Raw genomic sequence first — 26,642 nt, 5'->3', positions numbered from 1 at the left:
GCTTTCAATCTTCAACTTTAGAAAACGGAGATTTGATTTTAAAGAATTCCTTATATGACATTGGTTTTCGGCCAATCAGACGTTCAAGATCTCCAGACGTTTCCGAGAATTCTCCAGTGTTGATTGCCCGCATCCAACCTAATAAGAAATCAGTCATATGCACAGGTAAGCCATTCGCTACCATAGTGTCTATATAGTCGGTTTCGCTAATTGCCTCATAAGGGATATTGATTTCACTAATCTCCGAGAGGGCTGCAGCGATATCTTCGAAAGAGCTTCCCTCACTGCCACTTAGAGTATATGACTTATTTTCGTGCCCGTTTTCGGTGAGAACGGCTACGTTGGCTGCCGCCAAATCATCCAGAGATGCAGCGGATACTTTACCGGAACCCTTTGGTACTCGCACACTTCCAAATTTAAGTGCATCTCCAGAGAACGAATTTATGACTTCAAGATATGGTGGATTCCGCAGGATTGTATAGTCTAATCCGGATGCTTTAAGCGTTTGTTCAGCGAATAAATCTGACATCGTTACTTCGGGCAAAATTAGATTTGAATTTTCTTTTCGTATGATCGACGTGAAGATCACTTGCTTAACCCCAGCCTGCTTTGCAGCAGTGATGACGTTGAAATGTTGTGTATTGCGATCGGTAAATGCTACCGCGGAAATGAGCATCACTTTTTCAACACCATCGAAAGCTCGTAGAAGAGAGTTATAATCAAAATAGTCGCCTTGGTGGGCTTCCACACCTTCTTTAATCAATCTTGCCACTTTATCAGATTCCGGATTACGGACTAACATAGCGACCTGATTTGACGGAACTTTTTTGAGAAGAAGTTCTAGCGTTCTGCTACCAAGATTACCTGTTGCTCCAGTAATAAGTATTTTCCCCATATTTACAACTCCTTTGAACGTCTATAAATACATGAAAATATTTTGTTTCACATGCTCATCTTGAAAACTTACCGTCTTACATTCGTCAGTGTACTACCCCATTCACCGACTGGTTCAAGCCAGCTTACGATTCTATCATCAATGAGGTTGGTAAGCGCACCTTCATACTCAGCACGATAAGGTTTAGTAAGTTCATCTTGAATCCAACTTTCTCTTGTTCCTTGCCAGATTTCATAGATCACCAGATCATCAGAATGATCAAGATCATCGGAGACGATCGCATTAACAAAAGTGGGTTCACTTTTGAAATGGCTAATCATCGCGAATAGATTGTCGCGGAAAGTTTCTTTCTTACCGGGCTTAATTTTGAAACGGATATTGAGAACAACTTGTTTGTTGGTTGTTGACATCGTTACACACTCCTCAATTCTTTTATTTTCTTTATATTACAAGGCTCATTATGTACCATGTAGCACTTTTAAAATAGTACGTACTTTTTGGTTATATAGTAACCAAAAAGTGATAATTGTGATGAATCAGATCATAAATTGATTTTGAAATTACTCTATTCTACATTTATTCTCTGATATTCATCCTTGCTCAATGTCTTCTCTGCATAATTCTGACCCCATTCACAAAGAGCTCGCAGAGTGGGTTCAAGTGACATACCCATTTCTGATATTGAATATTCCACTTTTGGTGGTACCTGATTGTACATTGTTCTTATAACTAGATTATCACCCTCCAACTCCCGTAATGACTGGACTAACATTTTCTGAGAAATGGTTGGCATGAGTCTTTTCAATTCACCGGTCCGTTTAGGACCTTTTAATAAATAATACAGAATAAGAGGTCTCCACTTTCCGCCAATGACATCCAAGGTAATTTCCAGATCACAATAAAAAGTTTTCAATTGAGAAACACCATCCCTCTTTTAGTTTCGATTATTATAGTACATGTGTTGATTCAATCAACCTTCCTACACAACACTCCTAATACTGAATAAACATAACTCATTTAAGCCTAAATGCAGTTCCATCGACCAAAGCTACCACAACCATGATAGCGTTTTTATTTCAACCCAATATTTTCTTGCCTAATTCGACATATTCGTTTACTATTTTCCCATACTTAGTGCTTCAAGCATGCGTTTTTTGGGTAGCGTCTAGTCAAAAAGGCTTGGGTTCACGGGAGAGGAAGAGGAGCGGATGATCGGTTTTTTTAGAAAACGTTTGGTTGTACGCATTGTTGCAGTCGTTACACTGGCCATGACGATTATAGCTGTTGGCAGCATGCTGTTACAGGTGGCCAATATGAAACTGGCTGCACAGGAGGCCATTTCGAGTTACAATATCCAAATTGCTCAGAGTTATGTGAATCAGCTGGATACAGCATCTTATGCCGAGTTTGCCAAGGATCCCAAAGAGAATGACGCATTCTTGAAGATTCGTGATGAACTGGATGATTTTCGTGTAAGGATTGGTGCAATGTATGTCTATTTCGTCAAAATAGATGACAAAGGTACCCCACTTATTATGGTGGACGGTATGAAGGATGCGGATAAAGCTTCACCGATTAATGAAGTCACGGATGTCCCTCAGGAGGCTGTCCAGAAGCTGTTGCAGGGGCAACCAGCCAGTTCTTCAATTATTAATAATGAGGATTATGGCAACTATATTTCCTCTTACGCTCCTATGCTCGATAGTAATGGCACTGTAACAGGTGTAATTGGTATCGATACGGCGGTATCGGTGATCGGAAACATTGAATCGGATATCATGAAATCCAGTATTCCCTTCTATGCCTTATTGCTACTAATTACCCTTATAGGTATTGCTGTTGTCATGACGTTTATCGTAAGGGGGCTGCGACCACTTCAACCGCTGAAGGCGAGTGTGGAAAAAATGGCGCAGGGTGAGCTTGCAGAAGCCAACCAAATTTTGACGTCTTACCGTCTGAAAAGCAAAGATGAGATTGGAACCACATATCAAGCAATGATACATATGTCCGGCAACTTGAACAAGATCGTGAGTAACATGGTTGAAGGCGTGGCAGTAACCACCAATATTTTATCGGAATCAACGAAGGAATTTAATCGCAGTACCGAAGAGATGATTGAGATGAGCAAGACGGTTGATCAGTCAGTCGAACAGATCAGGCAAGGGGCGTATACGCAGAAGCAGGGCGCGAGCGATAGTGCGAATGCGATGGAGGAGATTGCCAAAGGCATAACGGACATTTCCGAATCCTCCATGATCGTATCGGATGCAGCAACAAGTGCGCTTGCTACAGCAGAGTCCGGTAAACAGAGCATGACATTGATGAAAACACAGATGGAGAGCATCTCACATGTCTCAGGTGAAGTTGTAACGATGGTTCAGGTGCTGAACAACTATTCCCAGGAGATTGGTGGTGCCTTGCACACGGTTCGTGATTTTGCGAGTCAGACGAAGCTGCTTGCACTTAATGCATCCATTGAGGCAGCTCATGCAGGAGAACATGGCAAAGGTTTTGCGGTTGTGGCGGATGAAGTTCGCAAGCTGGCTGAAGCCTCAAGCACATCTATGGAACGGATCTCCGACTTGCTGCTTCGCATTCAACAAGAATCACAGCAGATTGGCTCACAGATGGGGGTTACCGCGCAGGAGATTGGACAAGGTGTTACGATTACCGCAGAAGCGGAGCAAGCCTTCGCCCATGTGGTTGATGCATTCCAACTGGTGACTCATCGCATTCAAGAAGTCTCCGCTGCGGCAGAGGAAATCTCGGCAGGATCGGAAGAGGCCGCAGCCTCCGTCAATACGATCTCGCAGATCTCAGCCGGGGTCTCGGATCATTCGGATGAAATCTATCGCTTGATGCGTGAACAGTCGGCCATGTTCAACAGGGTGGCGCAGACTTCCACCATGCTGGAGCAGCAGACCAACGAGATGAGCGAAGCCGTGCGTAAAGTAAAAGTATAGTTTTTGTAGTTGGAGTATGCTGTAGCCATAGTTTACGTAAGAGGCAGCAGAAAAAAACTGGTCTGTTGTATAGTCAGTGTAACGATGTAAGGTATAAAAAAGTGCTCCGTTCCTGGAGAAGTTGGTGTGTATCCCAAACTTCCTTCAGAGGCGTGGAGCACTTTTTGTTTTTCATATCACTTTGATAGATGATCCAGCTCTATCGCCTGTCTGAAGCGTCGGGCGAATCGTTCTGCAGCTACGGCGGCCTCCTTGGATTCCGTCTGTACGAAGCCAATTTGCATTTTCGGTTGATCAATTCCCGCGATCTCCACCATCTTCACGATGCCTTCTTTCCACAGTGGATGTTGGTGAAAGGAGAAGTCGTGACCAATCGTGGCGGCAATATCGTTACGTAACACCATGTTGATGGCTTCTGAATTATTTGTTTTGAACAGAATGGACAGAGATCCATGATCATAGGTGAATTCCTTGATAAAGTCTTCGATGAAACCGTCTCGATAGAGTGCCAGCTTGTATTCTTTTAATTGATCAGGTGAAACACGGCTGTGCTTGGCAAGTTCAGACAGGTGATGGGTACATAGCACAAGCTTGCCCGAGTACATGGGACTGAAGTGAAGCCCATCGAATTCCCGCAATTGCTTGGCATAGATCGCGATAAAGCCCAGATGGGTTTTGTTATTCCGAATATCCTCGATAATTTCCATGGACCCTTTCTCTTCAATGGAGATGTTAAGTTGCGGGTGCTCACGCTTCATATCTGCAGCAGACTGGACAAGATAGGGCATGACACTTGGAAAAGTAGCCACATGAAGCTCACCGCTAAGAGAGGAGGCTTCTGCGTTCAGGGATTTCAATTCATCAATCCGCTGTAAAATGTCCAGTGCCTTGGCTATGAATTGTTTGCCTTCAGGCGTGGGATGAGTTCCCTGCCGCGAGCGTTCGAACAGGATGATCCCCATTTCTTTCTCCAGACGATGAACCGATTGGCTGATCGCCGATTGTGTGACATGCAGATGCTCCGAGGCGGCGGAGAAGGATTGGGTTTTCGCAATTTCAACGACATATTCGAGCTGTTCAAGATTCATGAGTTCATCTCCGTTTAGCATTAATACAACTAATGTTAACATTAGTATCTATAAATATGAATAATACATGAACAGCGATATAATATATAGACAATCATATAAAGGGGATGAACTTCATGAAAGCAGCAGTATGGTACGCCCATAAAGATGTTCGTGTTGAAGATCGCGAGGTTCCGGTTGCTGGAGCAGGACAAGTCCAAATCAAAGTGGAATATGCGGGGATCTGCGGCAGTGACTTGCATGCTTATCATCATGGTGTGGGCATTCAAGAAGGCGAGAATCATCCGCTCTCAGGACAGAAAGCACCGCTGACATTGGGTCATGAATTTGCAGGAACCGTGAGTGAATTGGGGAGTAATGTAAGCGGTATCAATGTAGGGGATCGAGTCGTGGTAGAGCCATTGTACCACTGTGGAACTTGTGAGTACTGTATCCAGGGTCGTTACAACCAATGTACTCAATTTGGATTCGTTGGACTGAATGGTGATGGTGGTTTTGCGGAGTATGTTATTGTTGAAGCTTACATGGTTCATCCCATCCCGGATAACGTAACATTCGAAGAAGGGGCCCTCGTAGAGCCTACGGCAGTAGCTTTTCATGCGGTTCGACACAGCAAATTGAAAGTGGGCAACAAGGTTGCCGTGTACGGAGCCGGTCCAATTGGATTATTGACCATACTGTCTGCCAAAGCGGCAGGCGCTTCTGAAATCTATGCAGTCGATGTATTTGAGGAACGTTTGGCCTTGGCAGCCAAGCTGGGAGCGATTCCGGTGAATAGTACCAAAGTTAATGCAACCGAAGTGATTTTGCAACAATCGGGTGGCATCGATGTGGCTTATGAAGCAGCGGGAGTACAACCAACCATGGACAGTGCCGTTGCAGTTGTCAAAAAAGGTGGAGAAGTTGTCGTCATTGCAGCAATTCCGAACCCGCTTCAAGTGAACTTCTTCGATCTTTTGGTGAAGGAAGCGAACCTGACAGCAACGCTGGCCTATCGCCACATTTTCCCTGAAGTGATTTCATTGATTGCGGAAGGATCGCTTGATGTGAAACAGGTCATCACCAAGAAAATTAAACTGGACGACATCGTGCAGGAAGGGCTCGAGCTGTTGATGAGCGACAAGAGCCATGCGAAGATTTTGGTGGAGATTGGCGGCTAAAGAATTTTCGCTAACTTCTCACTAACAAGGATAGATTTTCATATCAACGTAATTGAAGTATAAATTATAAATCGTGGAAAAGACCGTTCATCCGCATGAATGGTCTTTTCCACGTTATTCAAGTAGAACAGTCATCTTTCACTAGCTACTCTTTATGAATCAATTCTGCTGATCGCGGTTCGTTAAGCTACTACCCAAAACTAGGAATCATAGCGGTAGCAAATCGCCTTACCCCCGCTACTCTCGGAGCTGAATTCCTTATCCTCATAGAAACCAAAACGCTCATATAAACGGATGGCATTCACCATCTGACCGCCCGTATATAAATACACCGTATTTTTACCCATCTCTTTGGCAGATTCCACACATTGCTGGAGCAATGCTCTGGCGATCCCATGACCTCTCCATTTTGGATCAACACCTAACAGCCGAATAAACGGATAATCGATGGGCAATTCAAAGTTTGGATAGGCCTTATGCGCTGTTTCGAACAATTGCACGGTACCGACAATCTGGTCATCAATCCTGGCGACCCACAATTGTGTCAGGTACGGATTAACTACAGACTCTTTAATGTCTTTTAAGTAGGCCTCCCAACGTTCATTTTGCTCAAATGTCTCCCGATACTCGGCATAACTTGCAACAAGGATATCTACGATCTCTGGATGGTCTGCTTCTGTGGCAGGATGAATAGTAACTGCAGCCGTTGTCATCTTTTAATTCCTCTTCTCTTATGGGTTAAGTATGATATAGAGTTTTCTTGCATTTTACCATAACGGATTCCATCCGATTCATTCAAATTTTCTATAGTTCACACAGTCATTTCTATAGGTCAAAGCATATTAGCGATTGAGCTGTGTGGAATACAGATGATTGCGATATTCGGTTGGCGTATTGCCTTCGTATTGTTTGAACATGCGCAGGAACAGCTTGTAATCGGAGAATCCGCACTGTCCGGCAATTTCTTTGACACTTGCATTGGTATTGAGCAGCAGTTGTTTCGCCCGGCGAATACGTTCGGTGAGGATATAGGTTTTGAGCCCGGTACCTTTCTCGCGCTTCACCATCTTGGAGATATAGTCTTTGTTAAAATTAAAATTCTCTGCAATCTGACTCACGGTGATGTTCGTATGCAGATGAATATCGACCCACTTGCAGATATGGTCCACAATCGCATTGTGCGGGCGATAATCGGCCTCTATATTACGCTCCAGTTCTCTGAACAACAATAGTAGTGCAGCGTCGGCTTCCTCCGGTGAGAAGGATGACACATGCAGCAGCTGCTTGAATAACTGATTGGCCATGGAAGGTACCTGGATGGTGGCATGTGTCCTGAATTGGTTGAATTCTGGCTGGATGGCATCATAGTGAACCCAGTAGAAGCTGACGGGTGTGTCACTGACCTGATAGCCATAGTGGGTGCGACCCGCGCGCAGAAACAACAGATCGTTGGCACGAACTACGTACTTTTCGTCGTCCTCCGCGATGTACATCTCACCTTCCAGCATCAAAATGATCTCGTGAACAGGCATGCTGCGTCTCATGTGGCTCCAGTTGCCGTCGGATATGAACTTGCCGCAAAGGTAATGTTTCAGTGGCTTTTGCATAGGACGGATTTATCCACCTTTTCTTGGATTATGAGTCTGATGTTATTACATTTTATTTGATAACATGGGGTTATTCAAGCGGTGGGGTGGATTGTTGAGTATAGGACATATGGAACGGAACACGGATTTTACCCCTCTGGATGTATCAATGAAAATACAAGTGCATATCTGTCTAGTACATACCGTGAAGGAGTGAGTGTCATGATTGATACGAAAAAAGGATTTCTGGGACCGGAACATGTAGAGCTGTTACATGGTGTGTTCCAAACATCACAAGAGGTGGGAGAGCGTTACCTGTTATCGCTGGATATGGATCGGTTCCTGGCTCCATGCTTCGAGGCTCATGGTTTACCTGCTCGAAAAGAACGCTACGCGGGTTGGGAGGCACGTACCATCAGCGGACATTCCCTTGGACATTATCTGTCTGCCCTGGCTGTGACGTATCAGGCAACCGGGAATATGACGTTAAAAGAAAGACTGGATTATGCTGTCACCGAACTGGCGAGAATCCAAGAGACCACGGGGAGCGGGTATATCGGTGGTTTGTCCGAAGAACCTTTCCACATGGCTTTTCGAGCAGAGAATATCGGTGGATTCAATATCGGTGAATACTGGGTTCCCTGGTACAGTGTGCACAAAATCTATCGCGGTCTGATTGATGCGTATAAACTCACTGGTAACGGACAGGCACTTGAGGTGGTTACTCGATTTGCAGACTGGGCGGTAGAAGGTTTACTCCCGATGACAGAAGAACAGATGCAGACGATGCTTCTAAGTGAACACGGGGGCATGAATGAAGTATTTGCACATTTGTATGGGATCACGGGCAAGGCCTTATACCTTGAGATTGCCAATAAGTTTACCCATCAATTGATCCTGAGACCTTTGGAGCAGAAGCAGGACGATCTTCAAGGCAGACACGCCAATACTCAGATTCCCAAAGTGATCGGTGCTGCCGAAATCTACAATCAGGACCATAGCCATGAGAGTTATAAGACAGCGGCAGAATTTTTCTGGAACACGACAGTGCATCATCGTTCTTACGTATTTGGCGCGACGAGCATTTCGGAGCATTACGAAGCGAAGGGCATGGAGAGTCTGGGCATCAAAACAGGAGAGAGCTGTTGTACCCACAACATGATGCATTTGACCAAACAACTCTTCGCCTGGAATCACGATAGCGCCTACATGGACTATTATGAAAACGCCATCTATAATCACATCCTCGGCACGCAGGACCCCGATACGGGGAACAAAACGTATTTTGCCTCAACACTGCAAGGGCACTACAAAATCTATGGAACTCACGATACCGCCTGGTGGTGCTGCACAGGATCAGGCATGGAGAACCCGGGCAAATATGCCGAGGCGATCTATTTCGAAGACGAGCAAGACCTTTACGTCAACCTGTATATCGCTTCCCAGCTGGACTGGATCGCTCAGGGAATATCCCTGAAGCTTGAAACCGACTTTCCTTATTCGGAAAAGGTGACCCTGACGATCACCGAAGGCAGCGCCTCGGCCCATCTAAGATTACGCGTGCCCTCATGGCTGCAACAGCCAATGACGGCAACGGTTAACGGGGATACGGAACATCCGTATACACGGATGGAACCCGGCTATCTGTCCATCGACCGCACATGGTCTGCGGGCGATGTCATCACAATCACCCTGCCGATGTCGCTTCGCCAGTACACTGCCCGGGATGATGCGCACAAAGTAGCCTTTCTGTACGGCCCGATTGTGCTCGCCGGTGCACTGGGAAGCGAGGGTCTTCCAGAGGACACAATTGTGGACGAAACAGCATTGAATCCCAAGACCGCACCTGTACCTGTGATCTGGACGGAGCAGGAGGATGTGCGAGAGTGGATCAAGGTCGTAGATGCAGACACGTTAACATTTGAACTTAACAAGGATGTCACTTCCACGGGAGAACCCGTGAAGCTGATTCCGTTCTATGATGTGCACCATGAATTTTATACCGTGTATTGGCCGTTTAACGATGAAGGTGATGCGCTCGAAAAAGAGTTGAACGATATCACGATCGACAGGGTTCAGGCGGACGGTCAACAGGATGAGATAGGACATCAACTGGATAGCAACTGCCGTGGTGAGCATTATAACGGTTCAACCACAGATGGACGTAAGAAATTGCATATGTGGCGAGAGGCTTTTGGTGTCAGCGGGGCTTACTTCAGCTACCAACTGGCGGTGGATCGCGCCGCAACCAATTATCTATGTGTGGCCTATTGGGGTGGAGATTATTCCACATTTGAACGGGAAGGTGTGTTGTATGAGAGACAATTCACCATTACCGTGGATGGCACACGCATTGGAGAGCAGCGAATTCATATGAACAAAATCGGCGACGTATTCTATGTGACCTATAATATTCCTGAGTCCGTTACATCAGGTAAAGACAGCGTTAAGGTCATGTTCCAGGCGGAGGGCGACAATGGCTGTGCCGGGAAAGTTGTCGAGGTACGCACTACGCGAAGCAAACCCGAATCTCTCTTTGCATGATAAGAGGCATGGTGTGAAAAGGCGCAAACACAATGTTATAATGAAAATAAATTACGGTTAGTTGGGAAGAGGAGGTTGGAAGTGTGGCAAAACCCGATAATAAAGGTACGTATAACTTTCAGGATTGGTTAACTTGGGAGGGGGCATGGGAATTAATTAATGGCAAAGCTTTTAATATGTCTCCAGCACCCACTTCATTGCACCAGTTTATTGTGGGTGAGCTGCACTTCTCTTTGCGGACTTTTTTTCAGAATCGGAAATGTTTCGTGTTTGTTGCCCCTTTTGATGTGTATTTTAGCGAAAATGAACAATATGACCTGCCAGATCAAGTTGTACAGCCTGATTTATCGGTGGTTTGCTCCAAAGACCAGATATCTAAGAATGGCTGTCACGGCGCACCTTCTTTAATTATCGAGGTGTTATCGCCTTCGACTGCGCTAAAGGATTTTAACGAAAAATTTAACTTGTATCAGAAATACGGCGTGAACGAATACTGGATTGTTGACCCCGGGAATCAAACCGTCCATGTGTACACGTTGGAGGATGGCAGTTATCAGACCCGTCATCTGTATACTGAGCAGGAAACGATGATATCTGTCTTGTATCCTGAATTGCACATTCCGCTGGATTCGTTGTTCAAGCTAAGGTAGTGCGAAGCGTCAACCTGTCCGCTACAGAGGAAGCAATAAGGTAGCCGTTTTCTAATGCTAACGAACCCTACACGCCTTAATTGAGCAATATGGGTAAAGTGGAAAATGTAACGAATCTCAGCGACGCTATTTCATCTGAAATAGGCGATAAACAACGTTTTTACACCTAATACACGAATATAACGTGTCTCAGGTTCGTTGCATTTTCAAATGAGCTGACATGCACCCAATAACGTTACCTCAGTTCGTTAGCTATAGATAACCCAACCTTAAACGAAGAAACAACGCATAAGAGGCGAAATTGGATGATCTCCGTTTCGTCTTTTTTTATGCTTCAGTAGTGTTTGTAGTTCTAACATGTTGTGTGAGTGTTCTTGTGACCCCTGTTTTACATTGCTTATTTTCAGACAAGTCTTATATAAAAAATGACACGCATAGCCATTTTCCACGTATTACCTGATAACATTTCTTATCCACAATCTGCTGTCTTGTAAAACTCACTTTGTATGGATTGACCACAACATTTCCTGCCGAGTTCCACGTTGTCCCTGAAAATATGAAATGGGATAAGCCCAAACCACGTATATTATGAGTATCCCAATATCCAATGTTATCCACCTGAGAGCGTTAACATCATGTACAATAGAAAAAGTGGAACAGGAAAATAACGACATATAGCTTCAATATATAACATGAAAGGAGGTCGGATGATTGAACATGATTAAGTACATACAATTCATGGGATTAATCCTCGTTGTTGTTGCTGTGAATGTTCTGGCATTCTCACCCGGCTTTATCGGGCTGAATTTCGGGGAGGGTGCATTCACAACTTCGCTATCCGTTACCCTGTTGTTCGGCAGTGCAATGGCACTCTTATATGGCAGTTACACCATGCTGTTCAGACAGCCGGTGGTTCTGCCCGTGAAGCATATCGAAACACATGAAGATTATGTGGAAGCTTTATCTTTTTATAGACGCATCAAAGTACTCGAAGAAGATATTACGCTGGGGCTGTCTCAACTTAGCCGGATGAAAAAGAAGAAAGAAACACTTCTGAATGTGCTTCATCAGCGGTTTGATCCGGGGGAACTAAGCTACAAAAAATTCGCATCAGTCACGATGGAAGTGGAGAAGCTGTTATACCTGAATATCCGCAGTGTACTGAATCGGTTGAATGTATTCGATGAAGCCGACTATGCCAACATGATGAAATCCAAATCCTCAAACCTTCCCCAGAAACTTTTTCAGGAAAAAACCAAGGTATACAACGATTATCTGTCTTATGTGAAGAATGCATTACACACCAATGAGGAAATTTTGCTCAAGCTGGATCAGTTGTTACTTGAGATTTCACGCCTCGACAGCTTTGAAGCAGGAGATATTGAACAGATGCCTTGTATGCAGGAGATTGATCAGTTAATCAAGCACACCAAATTATACAGACAGTGAGGGGTTGCTCGTATGGCCAAGAAGGGAAAGTTTTTTTTCATATCGATTGTAATGCTGGTACTCGTATTTGGTCTGGTCTATGCAGGAATAACATTAACATCGAACTTTGGCAAGTCGACCACACAGGTGAGCACAGAGAATGCAGGTAAGGAACTGGGCAAACTGTACGCAAACATTGCACCAGCGACGGCAGAACCGGTCAAAGGACAGATTGATCTCGATCCGGTCGACGTAGCGGAATCGCTGCCGGATATCTCGAAATTCGCAATTGCCGTAGAGAATACAACGAATGATTACGTCGAAATATTCTCTTCCACGGAGAAGTCAGGCAGCGGGGTAGATGGCTGGTTAACTGAAGTGGGCGAGGAATTCAACAAAGCAAAAATTACCGTTGGCGGGAAACAGGTATCCGTCAAAATCCGCAACATTGCCTCCGGAACGGCTACCGATTATATCAAGTCGGGCAAGTATATACCTGATGCATTCACGCCTTCCAATGAACTGTGGGGCGAGATGGTTGAGGCCAGTGGGGTGAAAACAGAGATGGTTTCCAAGCGATTGGTTGGGAATGTCCCTGGTATTGTCATTTCCAAAGCCAAGTATGATGCACTGGTTGATACCTATGGCTCTGTGAATGTAAAAACCGTAACCGAAGCGATTGCCAATAATGAACTCGCGATGGGATATACCGATCCATTTGCCAGCTCCACAGGACTGAACTTCCTGGTGACTGCACTGAATACGTATGATAGCGCCAATCCACTGGGCGAGAAAGCTATTGAGGGATTTGAGAAATTCCAGACGAATGTACCGTTTACAGCCTCGACAACCATTCAGATGCGGGAAGCGGCCAAGTCAGGCAGACTGGATGCCTTTGTACTCGAATACCAGACATATGTGAATACCGCCGATCTGAAGAGTGGTTACGTCTTTACACCTTTTGGCGTGAGACATGACAGCCCGCTGTATGCACTGGGACAATTGCCGAAGAACAAACAGGAGATTATCCAAAAGTTTGCGGAATTTGTAACTCAGGCGAAGTATCAACAATCAGCGGAAGAGTTTGGTTTCAACGGGTTGCAGGATTACAAATCCGAACTGGCCACCGTGGATGGCGGCACGTTGTTGTCTGCACAGAAAGTATGGAAAGAAAAGAAAAACGGTAGCAAACCGATTGCCGCTGTGTTCGTGACGGATGTATCCGGAAGCATGGACGGCGAACCGCTTAACCGACTGAAGGAGTCCCTGCGCAAAGGTCAGAAGTACCTGGGTACAGACAACAGTATTGGCTTGGTTTCATACTCCAGTGGGGTAACCGTGAATCTGCCCATTGCCAAGTATGATACGAACCAACAGTCCATGTTTGTCGGAACAGTGGATAGTCTGCAAGCTGGCGGAGGGACGGCGACGTTTGACGGGATCGTGGTAGCGATGAAGATGTTGGAAGATTACATGGTTGCTAATCCAAACGTGAAGCCGTTAATCTTTGTCCTGAGTGATGGCGAGACCAATGAAGGTCATACCCTGAAGGATATCCGGGATCTGGTCGAGACGTACCAAGTGCCGATCTATACGATTGGGTACAACGCGGACATTAAGGCTCTGGAGAGCATCTCCAGCATTAACGAAGCGGCAAGCATCAATGCCGATACCGACGATGTCGTGTACAAGATCGGGAACCTGTTTAACGTACAGATGTAAATTTAAAGGGGGAACTTAGATGTCATTTTCAATGGAAATACCGAGCCAGAAGGAAATTCAGAAGGTGATTGAAGAAGAGGTGAAACCCGTGCCCGCCGAGGTCGCGGAGCTTCAACAAGTGGCGAATGCCAACGTAGAGATGATCATGACACTGGATCTCGAATCCCTGGAGAAGCGCAAAGAGATTCTGCAATCCATTGACGGCTTTGGCATGAACACGATGAGATCCTCTTCCGAGAAAAACGCCTTGCTTCAAGTCTCCGTTGGACATCTGTCCAAGACGGGAGACGAAGGCGGTCAGGTCGCCAAAGGTTTGACCGAGCTGCATATGCAACTGAAGGATCTCGACCCGAGCGTGGTCGACTTTGCCAAGACCGGTTTCCTTGGGAAATTGTTCAATCCGCTTCGCGCCTATTTCCTGAAATACCAGAAGGCTGACGCAGTCATCGCTGACATCGTAACCTCTTTGGATAAAGGCAGATCCACCCTGCGTAACGATAATACAACCCTGGAGATCGAACAACAGAACCTGAGAGAACTCACCAAACGACTGCAAAAGGAGATTCAGCTTGGCGTGCTCATGGATGAGTCCATCGACGCGCAGATTGAAGCAGCCAAGGTCCGCAATGAGGACCCAGAGAAAGTCCGCTTTATTACAGAGGAAGTGTTGTTCCCACTCCGTCAGCGGGTCATGGACCTGCAACAAATGCTAGTCGTGAACCAGCAGGGTATCATGGCGATTGAAGTGGTCATCCGTAACAACAAGGAGCTAATTCGAGGGGTAGACCGGGCCAAGAATGTAACGATCTCAGCACTGAAAATTGCCGTTACGGTAGCGAGTGCTTTGTATAATCAGAAGATTGTATTGCAGAAGATTGAATTGCTGAACCAGACAACCAATGATTTGATTGCCGGTACATCCAAAATGCTCAAGGATCAGGGGATTGCCATTCAGAAGCAGGCATATGAAGCCAGCATTTCCGTGGATACGATGAAACAGGCGTTCACCGATGTGTTGTCAGCACTCGATTCAATCAGTCTGTATAAGCAGGAAGCCTTGCCAAGAATGCGTGAAACGATTAACCAGTTCCGTGAGCTTGCAGATACTGGAGAGCAACAGATTCAGCGTTTGGAGAAGGGGCAGAAGCTAGGGCTGTAAACAGAAGAGAAAGAAATACAATGTCACTTGTTCGCTGGCTATCATTTGTATAATTAGAAAAAGCGATCGTTCCTCATTAAGCATGGGGAATGGTCGCTTTTTGGTTTTCTATAATTAGTTACTAACTGTCATATCCTAAACTTCTCGCATAAGCATATAACTGTTGTTCACACTGGTCCATTAGAACAGCAGCGGTGTTTACTTTTGCATTTCCCTGTTTCAGTAATGTGTAATTCACTTTGTTCTTGGAGACTGCTTTTTGGTACAACAGGTACCCTTCGAGCTGAGTGTAGCTTGCTTTGATAAATGTGGCGTGAATTTTCTTAATTTGCGGGTTGGCAGGCTTGATTTGTTTTGCCCTGGATACCAATTTCGTATAATTGGGGATCACTGTATTCGTAAGTTTAAGATACATGGACTTGCGGTTCGTTGAAGTTACCTGAGTGTCGATGCTTTCCAGAGCGGTAAACGCTTTGGCCTCATAAGTTTCAAGAGCAAATAATTGAGTAGTGTATTCTTTAAATTCTTCATAACTCTTATCTGAATCTGAATCTGAATCTGAATATGTAGAGGTTGCTACTTTGGCTGCATCAGCAGAAGCGGCTGGAGAGAAAAGAACTCCTCCAAGCAAAACAAAACTGGTAATCAATGATATAATCCACGACTTCTTCAAATGTATTGTCATCCTCCTTTGGTTGTATTCCACTGGATAACCTAACATATCATTATCAGAAATTACAGGAATACATTTACATAAAAATAGAGTTGCCGCTTTTTTTCAAAATCCCCCTCAATAATCATCTTTTAACACGACATTGTCAGGTCTGTAATGAATGATCTTGAATAACTCCTCGGCCATGTAGGCGGGGCTGTGCTTGAAATCCTGCCTGATCCACTCCATGATCATGCCGAATATCGCATGAGACTGGTAACTTGCCAACAGTTCATGGTTAATGTGCTGCGGGAAGATATGGTTCAGATCCTGTAAGGAGAGATCGCGAAGAACATCACAGATCATGCGTTGAAAGTTGGACGAAGCCTCGGACTGTACAACCAGTGTGTAGAATTGTGCATGCTGGTGCACATGTTCAAATATGGTGATGGCCGAAGAGGGCATCAGACCTACCTCGAACTCTTTCAACCCTTGATAGGGTTTGCGAAAAGAAGTCACCAGATCCTGAATCACATCATCGATGATTTCGTTGAACAGGTCTTCTTTGTACTGATAATGCCTGTAGAAAGTACCTCGATTCAGGTCGGCGCGCTCGACAATATCCGTAATGGATATTTCTTTAAAGGGATGTTTTTGCATTAGATGGATGAGAGCATCCTTCAGCGCAGCTTTGGATTTCTTGATTCTTCGGTCCATCGAATTTGGAGTTTCAGACATCTATTTTCCTCCTCGCGAGTTCACTTTATTAATTAAAGTACATTTGGGCTTAGTAGTGTTGTTTAACGTACAACTGGACAAGCTTTTACTGATTGAAGTGAATTGCTATGACTTATTATACTAAGGATAAGAGTTAATGAACATTTGTTTGTTAACTTATTGTAAACGAATACACAAAGGAGGATACATGGAATGAAACTTCAAGATAAAGTGGCAGTTGTTACAGGTGCTGGTTCAGGTATGGGGAAAGCGATCGCGACGTTATACGCCCAAGAGGGTGCAAAAGTAGTCGTATCGGATATTAACGAGGAACCCGCACAGGCGGTTGTGAATGATATTAAGGCACAGGGCGGGGAGGCGATTGTGGTTCTGGCCAATGTAGCCAAAGAAGAAGATGTGCAGAATCTGATTGATACAACGGTGAGCACATACGGTACAGTAGATATTCTGATTAACAATGCGGGCATTATGGATGGCATGGAGCCTGCAGCGGATATAACGGATGAGAAGTGGGAGAGATTGTTCGCTGTGAACACAACCAGTGTGATGCGGACAACGCGTAAGGTATTACCTATCTTCCTAGAAAAACAAAAAGGCGTCATCGTGAACATTGCTTCGGCAGGTGGATTGCACGGCGGACGTGCAGGAGCAGCCTATACGGCCTCCAAACATGCGGTCGTGGGCTTCACCAAAAATACAGGGTATATGTATGCTGAGCAAGGCATTCGTTGTAATGCGATCGCCCCAGGTGCCGTGGCAACCAACATCAGCGCATCCATGGCCGACATTAGCCCATACGGTGCAGGACGGCAACAGCTGGGCATGGCAATCAACCCACGCATCGGGACGAGTGAAGAGATCGCCAAGGTGGCCTTGTTCCTTGGGTCGGACGAGTCCAGCTTCGTGAACGGAACCGTCGTTACAGCTGATGCAGGTTGGAGTTCCTATTAATCCATTCAAGCGCAGTCGAGCATGGAGTACCGAAATAGTGCGAACAGTCAGGAAGCCGCATAACCATATGCGGCTTCTTTTTTGTGTTACTCCGAGAACGGTGGATCACAGCGCCATATCCTGTATAGGACAAACGTTTGCATTTCTACACGGATGCTTGAAATGAATCAATTTGACGGTGGTTTTGGTTTGGAAAAGAGTGAGGATTCACGCACGATCAGACGATGGGGAATAATGACCGGATTATGAGGCTGTGGTTCCCCGCTTAGAATTTTCAACAAGACCTGAACGGCTGTATAGCCCAGCTGATAGGTTCCAATGTCTATAGAGCTTAAGGGTGGTGAAGCCAGCTCCGATAAAGCAATATTGTTAAAACTGACCACGCTGATATCCTCAGGCACCAGATAATGAAGCTCAGCAAGAGCTCTCAGTACCCCGAAGGCCACATTGTCATCAATGACAACGATTGCGGTGGGTCTGTTCGGCAAGGACATGAACAGCGACATCGCCCTGAATCCACTTTCCTGTAGAAATTCACCTTCCACAATCCAGTCACTATCGGCATCCAGCCCGGCTTGGGCAAGCGCTTTTTGGTATCCTAGCATGCGATCATGCGATAACGTAATGTCCGGTGGGCCGCTGACAAATCCGATTCGCGTATGCCCTTGGGCGATCAGATGATGTGTCGCATCATAAGCAGTCTGTACATTATCGTTATCCACCATGGGGGCATTAGGATGAGCTTCGCTACGACCGATTAACACAAAAGGAAACTTTTCCGCTTCCAAAAATGTGATGATGGGATCGTCTCGTTTGGACCCAAGCAACAGAATGCCATCCACTCTGCGACCATGAACAAGACGGGAGATCGCGTGCAGTTCATTGTCTGATGAAGTTTCAGTAGTTAGCAGCAATTCATAATTCATACGGGTGGCATGTGTAATAATACCCCGCAGCAGTTCCCCGAAAAAGTAATTCTGAAACAACTCTTCAGCAGGACGCGGAAGCATAATGCCAAGGGTATGGGTCGTTTTGGAAACCAGGCTCTTTGCCATGATGTTGGGATGGTAGTTTAATTCTTTCATGATTTGCTTCACTTTGAGAGACGTCTTGGTGCTGATTCTGGGATGGTTGGAAATCACTCGTGACACTGTAGAAGGGGAAACACCCGCCAATTTGGCAATATCCTTGATCGTAATCATGTAAAAAATCCCTTCTGAACAATCGTATAAATATTCTCCTATGGTAATCCAAAGGATACGATAAATCAATTGCTAACTGCCACATATGAGTTGCACAGGAAGTAAAATAAAGGAAGAAAGAGTCTGAACAAGGAAATAGGAAATTACTGTAGGTAGAAGAGGTAAATTGGTTGAAATTGAGCAAATATGGCTTGTGCAAACGTTTGTGCAAAGAAAGTTAGGTATTGTATGATGTGATTGTTATTGTAGCGCTTACATCTATGAATTTACATACTTCTTGACTTATTTCCCCCTACATATTGAACGAAGGAGTCATCTTGTCTTCCATTTGAGCAAACGTTTGTACAAAAGTGAACATGGAATGCAAAACCTGACAACATACGCAGACAAAAGGGTGAAAAGCGCGAACATTGTTGGACCAAGCAGAGGGAAGGGGACATTTTACATGAGAAAATGGCAAGGGGCAACATTGTCCGTCATGATGGCTTTCACACTGGCTGCATGCGGGGCTAGAGGCGGAAGTCCATCTCCAACTACGGCAGGTGAAAATCCGGAGGAAGTGGTAGAGCTGACAGCCGAGAATCTTCAACCGGAAGAAGGGGCAACCCTGGTGATCTGGGAGGACAAAAATCAAAGCAGTTTTATTGAGCAAAGAGCCAAAAAATTCGAAGAGAAGTACGGGGTAACGGTCAAAATGGAGGAGCTACCTCCAACCGATCAGGTCACCAAACTAACGACGGATGGCCCGGCGGGTCTCGCGGCAGATGTTGTCGTTTTCCCACATGATAAGATTGGTAGCGCTTCAGAGGCGGGACTTATTCTGCCCAATGACATATTCGAAGCAGAGACCGCAGAGAACACCAGCGACAACGCCCTGAAGGCGGTAACGTTCAAGGATATCCTGTACGGCTATCCGTACAGCGTGGAGACGTATGCTCTCTTTTACAACAAAGCATTGTATCCAGAAGCTCCGAAAAACTTTGATGAGATTATCAGCTTCGCCAAGACGTTCAATAACGTGAAATCCAATCAATATGCGCTGATGTGGGAATTGCAGCAATTTTACTATAACTATGCATTCCTGGCTTCACAGGGCGGTTATATTTTTGGGGACAACGGGATGGATAGCGCGGATCTCGGTCTGAATAACGAAGGAGCCCTGAAGGGTGGACAGTTCTTGCAGAAGCTGAAGTCGGAAGTACTGCCGCTCAAGATGGGTGACGTGAACTATGATATCAAAAAAGGATTATTCTCCAGCGGCAAGCTGGCTATGGATATTAACGGTCCGTGGACCATTGCCGATTATCGCAATGCCGGTATTGATTTTGGCGTTGCTCCGCTTCCGGCAATTGATGGCAAACCGATGACCTCCTTCTCAGGTGTTAAAGCCTATTATGTAAATGCATTTACACAATACCCGAATGCATCGAAGCTTTTGGCAGCGTTCCTTTCCAATGAAGAGGCTCAGATGGAGAACTTTGATCTAAACGGTACACTCCCTGCGAACAAAAACGTGGCTGCTGATTCGAAGGTGCAGGAGGACCCAATCAATAAGGCGTTCTTGGAACAGTTCAACAACTCTACACCAATGCCTTCCCTTCCTGCCATGGACAGCGTATGGGGACCAATCACGTCTGCGATTACGGATATATGGGATACCGATAAGGACGTGAAGGCATCGCTGGACAATGCCGTGAAACAGATCCAGGAAAGCCTTGCTACCGTCCAATAGGGACGAACGACGAATCAGAAGATATGCATAAGAATTGTATAGATTGAACTTCATATTTATACAACAACGGAGAGGTACAGTGTAAGCACACTTTGTTCAATGTATACACGTTAGCAATAGGCGGGGAGGAGAGAGCAAATGCAGCAGCAGCATGTCCCGGTGCCCGTTGGACCGAACAGGGAAAGACAACACCGGATGACAGCGGCTATATGTTCCATCATACTGCAAGGTCTTGGACAGCTGTACAATCGACAGTGGATTAAGGGAATTTGTCTGTTGTTACTGGAGGGAGCAGGGCTTGCGTACCTGCTTCCTCGTCTGTCACAGGCTGTATGGGGCATATGGACACTGGGGGAAAATACACAGCGTTTTGTCAAAGTGAATGGGTCCACCGTACTTCAAAGGGGAGACCATTCCATCTTTTTACTGTTGGATGGCATTATCGTACTACTGGTGTTTTTTGTGTTTATTCTGATCTACATCCTGAATATTCGGGATGCATACGTCACGGGAGTCGCCAGGGAAGAAGGGAAGAAGACCCTGGGTGCAGGGGCTTCGCTTCGAAACATGATGGACAAAAACTTTCCCTACCTGTTTCTGTCCATTCCGGCACTGGGCATTCTGTTTTTCACCGTTATGCCGATTCTGTTTACGATCACGATTGCATTTACCAACTACTCAGCCCCGGATCATATTCCGCCAGCCAAACTCGTGGACTGGGTTGGCTTCAAGACGTTCAGTGATCTGATTCAGTTGAAATCCTGGAGCCAGACCTTCTATGGCGTACTGACCTGGACGGTCATCTGGGCCATTCTGGCGACAGTCACCACCTATTTTGGCGGTGTGCTTGTGGCACTGTTGATAGAACAGCGGGGCATACGCTTCAAGAAGCTATGGCGCACGATTTTTATTTTGCCTTATGCGATCCCGCAGATCATTTCTTTGCTGCTCATGCGTAATCTGTTCAATGGCCAGTTTGGACCAATCAATACGTACATGCGAGCGTTTGGGCTGGAGGGATTACCTTGGCTGACAGATCCGTTCTGGGCGAAAGTCACCGTCATTGTTGTCAACATGTGGATCGGTATTCCCGTCAGTATGGTGCTCATTCTGGGTGTATTGACGGCCATCCCTCGCGATCTCTACGAGGCTGCCGAAGTGGATGGAGCATCCGCATTTCAGAAATTCCGAATTATTACGATGCCATTCATTCTTTTTGCTACAACTCCGGTACTCATCATGCAGTTCGCCGGAAACTTCAACAACTTCAATGTCATCTTCCTGCTGACGAACGGAAATCCGCTACGCGGAGATTATCAGTACGCGGGGGCGACGGACCTCTTGGTAACCTGGCTCTACAAGCTCACGCTCGACAATAACAAGTTCAATATGGCTTCAGCGGTAGGGATTATTATCTTCCTTATCATCGCTTCATTCTCCATCTGGAACTTCCGCCGCTCCAAATCATTCAAGGAGGAGGACATGATTCAATGAAGACACGTAATAATCCGCTACGACTGGCTCTGAGTTATGTGTTATTGGTGATTATCGCTATTGTCTCCATCTACCCGGTACTCTGGATCTTTCTCTCTTCCCTGAGACCGGGTGCGGCATTGTTCAGTGAACGGTTGTGGCCCGAAGCATTCACGCTGACTCATTACGGTGAGTTATTCAATAACCCGTCTTTTATGTACGGAAGATGGTATATGAATACGCTGAAAATTGCCTTTTTCACGATGATCTTCTCCACGTTGATGGTGACACTCGGGATGTACGCACTGTCCCGCTTCCGCTTCCGTGGACGTAAAACCATTCTCTCCACCATGCTGATTCTTGGCATGTTCCCAAGCTTTATGAGCATGATTGCGATCTATATCATTTTGCTGCAAGTTAAATTGCTCGACACCCACGCTGCTCTCATCCTGGTCTATTCATCCGGAGCAGTACTGGGTGGATTTATCGTCAAAGGTTTCTTTGATACGATTCCTCGCAGTCTGGACGAAGCTGCTCGCATGGATGGTGCCAGTCACCTGCGGGTATTTACCAGCATCATCCTGCCCTTATCCAAGCCGATGCTAACCTATGTGGCACTAACCAGTTTTACCGGTGCGTGGATGGACTTTATCTTCGCCCGGCTGGTGCTGCGGACGAAGGAAAACTGGACGCTGGCGGTGGGGATGTGGGATCTGGTCAACCGGTATCAGGACAGTAACTTTACGATGTTTGCTGCGGGGGCGGTACTGATCGCCATTCCAATTACCCTGCTGTTTGTATTCCTCCAGCGATTCCTTGTTCAAGGGCTGACAGCAGGTGCTTCCAAAGGGTAATGCCGTGCCATAACAGCATAGTCAGCCGCGGTAAATGCGGCACTTCAACCAGGCACTTCCGTAATGTCCTGTCTTTGTCGACAGCCATTGCTGCGGAAGTGCCTGGTTCTATATGGGCTTGAATCATGATTAGGGAGGAACGTGATGTATGGGCATAAACCCGTCCAGTGAGCCCGAGGTTATGGGATATCAAGGAGGACAAGCTGCATTGCAAAATGCCAAGACTCCGCGAACGCTTTGGCGTAATGTTACCTTTCGGAGGATATTGTACGGCTATGGTATCTCCGTATTCGGGGATTGCTTTAATGGGATTGCGATCAGTCTGTGGGTGTTACAGACCACAGGGAGTGCGAAGAGCATGGCGGCCGTACAGATCTGCAATATGGCCGTCAGTTTTTTATTCGGATCGGTGGCGGGTACGGTTGCAGACCGATTGGATCGCAGGAAGCTGATGCTGGCCTCGGATGTATTCCGCGGCGTAATGGCTGTGCTGATTGCGATTAGCTTATTCGGTTGGCATGCGCCGTTCGCGGTGGTACTGCTGTTGCTCTCACTCTCCATGTTTTCAAGTCTGTTTCAGGCACCTGCATTCCACGCCTCAGTAGCAAGTATGGTAGGCAGGGAGCATATTCAACAAGCAACCGGAACCATTCATATGGTGGATAATCTTGCCCGAATCAGCGGTCTGGCCGCAGCGGGCGTTGCTGTGGCTGCATTTGGAGGGTTCGTCGCCATATTAATTACAGGGGCAACCTTTCTGTTGTCCGCAGTCTGTGTGCTGATGGCGAGCCGTTTTCCTGAAGTACAGCGATCCATTAGTCAGCAGGCCACGTTTGTTCAGGAATGGCGCAGTTCGTTCAGCTACATTTATCGGAATCGTCTAATTCGATCCATTGTACTGCTTAATCCGGTGCTAATCTTGTTTTTCATGTCAGCCATGATGCTGGTTCAAGTGATGGCAGTTAAGGTATGGGAGGCGAATCCGGTACAGTTTGGATTAATTGAGACCTGTATTCCACTTGGATATATGATGGGCTCTGCACTGCTGATTGCTTCGGGAAAACGATTGAAGCGAAGAGGGAGATGGGTATTTATCGGTCTGATTGTTTTAGGCCCACTCTATATTTTTTTGGCGAATGTATCCTCACCAATCATGGCGTTGCCGTTAATCGTGGGCGGAGGAGCGATGTTCGCCTGCTGTACGATGCTCACCCAAATTATGCTGAGGACAGCCGTACCGGACGAGCTGCAAGGAAGGGTCTATGGTGTCGTTGGAACAATCACCAGTACAGCGCCTATTCTGGGATTGACGGTTGTCTCCGTATTGGCAGATCAGTGGGGGGCAGCTTCTGTACTGCAAGGCGTGGGCATACTGCTGCTGGCGACAGGTATTCTGGCCGCTACAACCTTGAAGTCGATCCGAATTTATCAATAAAATGTATTAGGGAGTATCCATGATATGGATTGAACCACATGTACACATCAACAGAGAGTGGGATAGAGGTAATCTTGCAGTTTATGAAGAACCTAAGCATTCTGGCTAAGCAAAACAAAACAGAACAAAACCCGGAGCACACGCTGCGTTAGCGTAACTACTCCGGGTTAACTTGTGGACAGAATATTCTATTGCCAGTTTACATTTACAGTCGCTGTACCGCTGGCTGGTGTAGTAAATGTGTGGTTGGAACCACCTTCCCACGTAATGGTTGCCCCATTTTTCTTGAAGAATTTGAACTCCAGTTGTTTACCGGCAGGAACGCTCACATCATAGTACCAAGTTGGGTAGGCGTGGATAACCTGATTGAATGCAGGCCCAATAGCTGTTGTGCCCGTACTCCAGTTGCCCAGTTCTGCCACATTACCTGTCAGATAGATGTTCTGACCCAGTGTGGTGGAAGCGTTGTTAATGACGAATCGTACAGTGACCTGATCACCTGTAAGGATGGTGAAGTTGTTATAGGCATTGCTGTTGACGCCATTCGCAGCTACTTTCACAGCATAATTGCCTGCGGCAACAGCCGGGATCGTCACTTTGATCTGTGTATCTTCCCAGGATGTAATGGCTGCACCGGTAACGGCTGTTGTACCGAAGTATACGGTACCTTTGGTGGAGCCAAATCCACGTCCACTAATGGTAACAACATTACCTGGTTTGCCCATCACCGGACCTACATGTCCAATCGTTGGTGTTGTTTCGCTTGTTGTATACTGCCAGACCGCGGTTGCCCCGGCAGCAAGCGTGAATGAAGAGACGGTACCATTGGTGGAAGTGATGTTATTACCGTTCAGTGCGCCGCCCAGTACATCGGTGTAGTTGCCTGTTGGCAGTGAAGTGCTTAGATTCGCAATGCTCGCTGGTGTGGAGAGATTACGGTTCACGGCAACAACAGCTACACTTTTGCCGAATTTGCGTTCATAGATATACACATCATTATTGATCCAGCGTTGCTGCGTGGAGCCGTAGGCAATAGCCGGATTGGATTTGCGAAGAGGGGCCAGCTTGCTGATGACGTTGAAGGCCGTTGTTGTTTTGGAGAAAGAAGGCATTTTGGCCCGATTGTCAGGGTCCCCGTTACCTGTCAGATACTGTTCGGTACCATAATAGATGGCAGGTACGCCGCGTGAAGTCAGCGTGAAGGCCAGCGCCTGTTCCAGACGACGGTTATTGACGGCACTTGTTTTGAAGCGATCCATATCATGGTTGTCGATAAACGTAACTTGATCATTTACCTGATTATAATCTGCCGCTGTGCCTGTAATCATCGAATCGAGAGCATACATGTTGGATGTGTTATCCCGGAAGACGTTACGTACGGCAGAGTTAAAGCGGAAATCAAGCAGACTCATCCCGGATTCATTGGCAAATTCCGTGTTATCCGCATCGGATGCAGCAGATCCCAGGAACCATTCACCGAAGGTGAATACAGGTTTATGTGCATAGATGGAGGACATCCAGCTCTTTTGCCAGCCGAGAGGCATATGTTTCACCGCATCAACACGAATGCCGTCCACGCCCATATCAAGCCATAGCTTGATTGCATCTTTGAAATATTGGTCAATAGTACTGTTATTGTGATTCAGGTCTGCGAGGTCATAGAGGTTTTTGTAGATACCATTCTCCAGGGAGGAAAAATCGGAGCCGCCGTTGTGATGGAAATAGCCATTCGTATCATTTGTGTATCCGCCAACCAGATTACCGTTATCGTACAACTTGCCATTCTCAGCAAAGGACGTATCGGTTTCCATGGCAGGAGACGTATGGTTCGGTGCAAAGTCAATGACGATCTTGATGCCTTTGGCGTGAGCGGTCGTAATCAGATTCTGAAAGTCAGCCATCGTTCCGAAATACGGATTGGTCTTCTTGAAATCACGTGCCCAGTAGCCATGATATGCTGTGTTGATTACGCCGCCATAGTTGATCGTGGCGAAGATATTCTCAACCGGCTGGGAGATCCACAATGCGGTAACGCCCAGATCGCTGAAATAGTTATCGTTGATTTTGTTGATCAGGCCTTGCCAGTCGCCTCCGCAATACAACTTCAGGTTGCTGCAAGTGGCATCGTAGGCAGCTCCAGTGGGATTGTTGGAAGGATTGCCGTCCAGGAAGCGGTCCGTAAAGATCTGATAGATGACGTCTGTACTGAAGTTCTGCTTGTTGGTAACTGCGGTATCCGCATCGGCATAGATCGCGGAAGCAGGCAGATAGGGAAGTGCGCCTCCTGCAAGTAAACTGAGTGTCAGTGTTGTGCTGAGGAGTACGCGTTTGGCCATTTGAAACATAGTAATCCACCCTTCTCGTGAATGTAATAGTTTAGATAAACAACCAACCTGGCTTTTGAATAATA

22 protein-coding genes are annotated in these 26,642 nt (G+C 46.2%); 12 read left to right on the top strand and 10 right to left on the bottom strand.

Translation table 11 applies throughout. The annotated features are described in order from the left end of the window. Positions 1 to 4: 4 nt before the first annotated feature. The 3 genes from ACX9NY_RS18825 to ACX9NY_RS18815 form a co-directional block, all read right to left on the bottom strand. Complete coding sequence (locus ACX9NY_RS18825; RefSeq protein ID WP_472474359.1) at positions 5 to 895, bottom strand: SDR family oxidoreductase; 891 nt, start codon at positions 893 to 895, stop codon at positions 5 to 7. Positions 896 to 963: 68 nt separating this feature from the next. Next, on the bottom strand, positions 964 to 1,305 hold the full coding sequence (locus ACX9NY_RS18820) for an antibiotic biosynthesis monooxygenase (protein ID WP_472474357.1): 342 nt from the start codon (positions 1,303 to 1,305) through the stop codon (positions 964 to 966). Between the two features lie 155 nt (positions 1,306 to 1,460). Then, positions 1,461 to 1,808 (bottom strand): winged helix-turn-helix transcriptional regulator, encoded by a 348-nt coding sequence (locus ACX9NY_RS18815; protein WP_339239823.1) that lies wholly within the window; start codon positions 1,806 to 1,808, stop codon positions 1,461 to 1,463. 295 nt (positions 1,809 to 2,103) lie between these two features. On the opposite strand from ACX9NY_RS18815, the gene ACX9NY_RS18810 reads away from it, so the two are divergent. Continuing rightward, the gene (locus ACX9NY_RS18810; protein ID WP_472474355.1) at positions 2,104 to 3,858 is read left to right on the top strand and encodes a methyl-accepting chemotaxis protein; all 1,755 of its coding nucleotides are present in this window, start codon (positions 2,104 to 2,106) and stop codon (positions 3,856 to 3,858) included. 176 nt (positions 3,859 to 4,034) lie between these two features. Here ACX9NY_RS18810 and ACX9NY_RS18805 read toward each other — a convergent pair whose 3' ends face one another. Next, on the bottom strand, positions 4,035 to 4,946 hold the full coding sequence (locus ACX9NY_RS18805) for a LysR family transcriptional regulator (protein ID WP_472474353.1): 912 nt from the start codon (positions 4,944 to 4,946) through the stop codon (positions 4,035 to 4,037). 116 nt (positions 4,947 to 5,062) lie between these two features. Here ACX9NY_RS18805 and ACX9NY_RS18800 point away from each other — a divergent pair, with 116 nt between their 5' ends. Then, positions 5,063 to 6,106: a 2,3-butanediol dehydrogenase gene (locus tag ACX9NY_RS18800; protein ID WP_472474351.1), complete on the top strand. Its 1,044-nt coding sequence runs from the start codon at positions 5,063 to 5,065 to the stop codon at positions 6,104 to 6,106. Positions 6,107 to 6,306: 200 nt separating this feature from the next. Here ACX9NY_RS18800 and ACX9NY_RS18795 read toward each other — a convergent pair whose 3' ends face one another. Then, positions 6,307 to 6,819 (bottom strand): GNAT family N-acetyltransferase, encoded by a 513-nt coding sequence (locus ACX9NY_RS18795; protein WP_472474349.1) that lies wholly within the window; start codon positions 6,817 to 6,819, stop codon positions 6,307 to 6,309. 129 nt (positions 6,820 to 6,948) lie between these two features. After that, the gene (locus ACX9NY_RS18790; protein WP_339259021.1) at positions 6,949 to 7,713 is read right to left on the bottom strand and encodes a helix-turn-helix transcriptional regulator; all 765 of its coding nucleotides are present in this window, start codon (positions 7,711 to 7,713) and stop codon (positions 6,949 to 6,951) included. Between the two features lie 201 nt (positions 7,714 to 7,914). Here ACX9NY_RS18790 and ACX9NY_RS18785 point away from each other — a divergent pair, with 201 nt between their 5' ends. The 5 genes from ACX9NY_RS18785 to ACX9NY_RS18765 all read left to right on the top strand — a co-directional run bounded on the left by ACX9NY_RS18785 (position 7,915) and on the right by ACX9NY_RS18765 (position 15,195). Continuing rightward, the gene (locus tag ACX9NY_RS18785) at positions 7,915 to 10,236 is read left to right on the top strand and encodes a beta-L-arabinofuranosidase domain-containing protein (protein WP_339239832.1); all 2,322 of its coding nucleotides are present in this window, start codon (positions 7,915 to 7,917) and stop codon (positions 10,234 to 10,236) included. A gap of 83 nt (positions 10,237 to 10,319) precedes the next feature. Further along, positions 10,320 to 10,886: a Uma2 family endonuclease gene (locus ACX9NY_RS18780; RefSeq protein WP_339239834.1), complete on the top strand. Its 567-nt coding sequence runs from the start codon at positions 10,320 to 10,322 to the stop codon at positions 10,884 to 10,886. 717 nt (positions 10,887 to 11,603) lie between these two features. Continuing rightward, on the top strand, positions 11,604 to 12,335 hold the full coding sequence (locus ACX9NY_RS18775) for a hypothetical protein (protein ID WP_342573271.1): 732 nt from the start codon (positions 11,604 to 11,606) through the stop codon (positions 12,333 to 12,335). A gap of 12 nt (positions 12,336 to 12,347) precedes the next feature. Beyond that, positions 12,348 to 14,036, top strand: a complete 1,689-nt coding sequence (locus tag ACX9NY_RS18770) for a vWA domain-containing protein (RefSeq protein ID WP_339239839.1) — start codon at positions 12,348 to 12,350, stop codon at positions 14,034 to 14,036. 19 nt (positions 14,037 to 14,055) lie between these two features. Further along, on the top strand, positions 14,056 to 15,195 hold the full coding sequence (locus ACX9NY_RS18765) for a toxic anion resistance protein (RefSeq protein ID WP_017690481.1): 1,140 nt from the start codon (positions 14,056 to 14,058) through the stop codon (positions 15,193 to 15,195). Between the two features lie 121 nt (positions 15,196 to 15,316). Here ACX9NY_RS18765 and ACX9NY_RS18760 read toward each other — a convergent pair whose 3' ends face one another. Then, a complete protein-coding gene (locus tag ACX9NY_RS18760) occupies positions 15,317 to 15,844 on the bottom strand; it encodes a hypothetical protein (RefSeq protein WP_472474346.1) in 528 nt (175 codons plus the stop codon). Positions 15,845 to 15,985: 141 nt separating this feature from the next. Next, positions 15,986 to 16,585 carry a TetR/AcrR family transcriptional regulator gene (locus ACX9NY_RS18755; protein ID WP_339239843.1) on the bottom strand — a complete coding sequence of 200 codons (600 nt, stop codon included), beginning with the start codon at positions 16,583 to 16,585 and terminating at the stop codon, positions 15,986 to 15,988. Between the two features lie 192 nt (positions 16,586 to 16,777). On the opposite strand from ACX9NY_RS18755, the gene ACX9NY_RS18750 reads away from it, so the two are divergent. Continuing rightward, a complete protein-coding gene (locus ACX9NY_RS18750; RefSeq protein ID WP_472474344.1) occupies positions 16,778 to 17,536 on the top strand; it encodes an SDR family oxidoreductase in 759 nt (252 codons plus the stop codon). 167 nt (positions 17,537 to 17,703) lie between these two features. Here the strand turns inward: ACX9NY_RS18750 and ACX9NY_RS18745 are convergent, their stop codons facing one another. Next, the gene (locus tag ACX9NY_RS18745; protein ID WP_472474342.1) at positions 17,704 to 18,738 is read right to left on the bottom strand and encodes a LacI family DNA-binding transcriptional regulator; all 1,035 of its coding nucleotides are present in this window, start codon (positions 18,736 to 18,738) and stop codon (positions 17,704 to 17,706) included. A gap of 445 nt (positions 18,739 to 19,183) precedes the next feature. On the opposite strand from ACX9NY_RS18745, the gene ACX9NY_RS18740 reads away from it, so the two are divergent. The 4 genes from ACX9NY_RS18740 to ACX9NY_RS18725 all read left to right on the top strand — a co-directional run bounded on the left by ACX9NY_RS18740 (position 19,184) and on the right by ACX9NY_RS18725 (position 24,232). Beyond that, positions 19,184 to 20,470, top strand: coding sequence for a sugar ABC transporter substrate-binding protein (locus ACX9NY_RS18740; protein ID WP_472474340.1), 1,287 nt, complete (start codon positions 19,184 to 19,186; stop codon positions 20,468 to 20,470). A 138-nt stretch (positions 20,471 to 20,608) separates the two neighbouring features. After that, a complete protein-coding gene (locus ACX9NY_RS18735; RefSeq protein ID WP_339239848.1) occupies positions 20,609 to 21,964 on the top strand; it encodes a sugar ABC transporter permease in 1,356 nt (451 codons plus the stop codon). Further along, positions 21,961 to 22,797 (top strand): sugar ABC transporter permease, encoded by an 837-nt coding sequence (locus ACX9NY_RS18730; protein WP_091015889.1) that lies wholly within the window; start codon positions 21,961 to 21,963, stop codon positions 22,795 to 22,797. The genes ACX9NY_RS18735 and ACX9NY_RS18730 overlap by 4 nt, the downstream gene beginning before the upstream one ends. A 148-nt stretch (positions 22,798 to 22,945) precedes the next feature. Then, positions 22,946 to 24,232 (top strand): MFS transporter, encoded by a 1,287-nt coding sequence (locus tag ACX9NY_RS18725; RefSeq protein WP_472474337.1) that lies wholly within the window; start codon positions 22,946 to 22,948, stop codon positions 24,230 to 24,232. A 188-nt stretch (positions 24,233 to 24,420) separates the two neighbouring features. Here ACX9NY_RS18725 and ACX9NY_RS18720 read toward each other — a convergent pair whose 3' ends face one another. Then, positions 24,421 to 26,577 carry an alpha-amylase family glycosyl hydrolase gene (locus tag ACX9NY_RS18720; protein WP_339259033.1) on the bottom strand — a complete coding sequence of 719 codons (2,157 nt, stop codon included), beginning with the start codon at positions 26,575 to 26,577 and terminating at the stop codon, positions 24,421 to 24,423. Between the last annotated feature and the right edge of the window lie 65 nt (positions 26,578 to 26,642).

The sequence above is a fragment of the Paenibacillus sp. CB74 genome, assembly GCF_055687625.1.
Note: the sequence above shows the minus strand (reverse complement) of the source record. Positions and strands in the feature narration are given on the sequence as shown.

What these genes read in the sequence shown, in the direction of transcription:
- ACX9NY_RS18825 (WP_472474359.1), bottom strand. Translation starts at nt 895, where the DNA reads ATGGGGAAAATACTTATTACTGGAGCAACAGGTAATCTTGGTAGCAGA.
- ACX9NY_RS18820 (WP_472474357.1), bottom strand. Translation starts at nt 1,305, where the DNA reads ATGTCAACAACCAACAAACAAGTTGTTCTCAATATCCGTTTCAAAATT.
- ACX9NY_RS18810 (WP_472474355.1), top strand. Translation starts at nt 2,104, where the DNA reads ATGATCGGTTTTTTTAGAAAACGTTTGGTTGTACGCATTGTTGCAGTC.
- ACX9NY_RS18805 (WP_472474353.1), bottom strand. Translation starts at nt 4,946, where the DNA reads ATGAATCTTGAACAGCTCGAATATGTCGTTGAAATTGCGAAAACCCAA.
- ACX9NY_RS18800 (WP_472474351.1), top strand. Translation starts at nt 5,063, where the DNA reads ATGAAAGCAGCAGTATGGTACGCCCATAAAGATGTTCGTGTTGAAGAT.
- ACX9NY_RS18795 (WP_472474349.1), bottom strand. Translation starts at nt 6,819, where the DNA reads ATGACAACGGCTGCAGTTACTATTCATCCTGCCACAGAAGCAGACCAT.
- ACX9NY_RS18790 (WP_339259021.1), bottom strand. Translation starts at nt 7,713, where the DNA reads ATGCAAAAGCCACTGAAACATTACCTTTGCGGCAAGTTCATATCCGAC.
- ACX9NY_RS18785 (WP_339239832.1), top strand. Translation starts at nt 7,915, where the DNA reads ATGATTGATACGAAAAAAGGATTTCTGGGACCGGAACATGTAGAGCTG.
- ACX9NY_RS18775 (WP_342573271.1), top strand. Translation starts at nt 11,604, where the DNA reads ATGATTAAGTACATACAATTCATGGGATTAATCCTCGTTGTTGTTGCT.
- ACX9NY_RS18770 (WP_339239839.1), top strand. Translation starts at nt 12,348, where the DNA reads ATGGCCAAGAAGGGAAAGTTTTTTTTCATATCGATTGTAATGCTGGTA.
- ACX9NY_RS18765 (WP_017690481.1), top strand. Translation starts at nt 14,056, where the DNA reads ATGTCATTTTCAATGGAAATACCGAGCCAGAAGGAAATTCAGAAGGTG.
- ACX9NY_RS18755 (WP_339239843.1), bottom strand. Translation starts at nt 16,585, where the DNA reads ATGTCTGAAACTCCAAATTCGATGGACCGAAGAATCAAGAAATCCAAA.
- ACX9NY_RS18750 (WP_472474344.1), top strand. Translation starts at nt 16,778, where the DNA reads ATGAAACTTCAAGATAAAGTGGCAGTTGTTACAGGTGCTGGTTCAGGT.
- ACX9NY_RS18745 (WP_472474342.1), bottom strand. Translation starts at nt 18,738, where the DNA reads ATGATTACGATCAAGGATATTGCCAAATTGGCGGGTGTTTCCCCTTCT.
- ACX9NY_RS18740 (WP_472474340.1), top strand. Translation starts at nt 19,184, where the DNA reads ATGAGAAAATGGCAAGGGGCAACATTGTCCGTCATGATGGCTTTCACA.
- ACX9NY_RS18735 (WP_339239848.1), top strand. Translation starts at nt 20,609, where the DNA reads ATGCAGCAGCAGCATGTCCCGGTGCCCGTTGGACCGAACAGGGAAAGA.
- ACX9NY_RS18730 (WP_091015889.1), top strand. Translation starts at nt 21,961, where the DNA reads ATGAAGACACGTAATAATCCGCTACGACTGGCTCTGAGTTATGTGTTA.
- ACX9NY_RS18725 (WP_472474337.1), top strand. Translation starts at nt 22,946, where the DNA reads ATGGGCATAAACCCGTCCAGTGAGCCCGAGGTTATGGGATATCAAGGA.
- ACX9NY_RS18720 (WP_339259033.1), bottom strand. Translation starts at nt 26,577, where the DNA reads ATGTTTCAAATGGCCAAACGCGTACTCCTCAGCACAACACTGACACTC.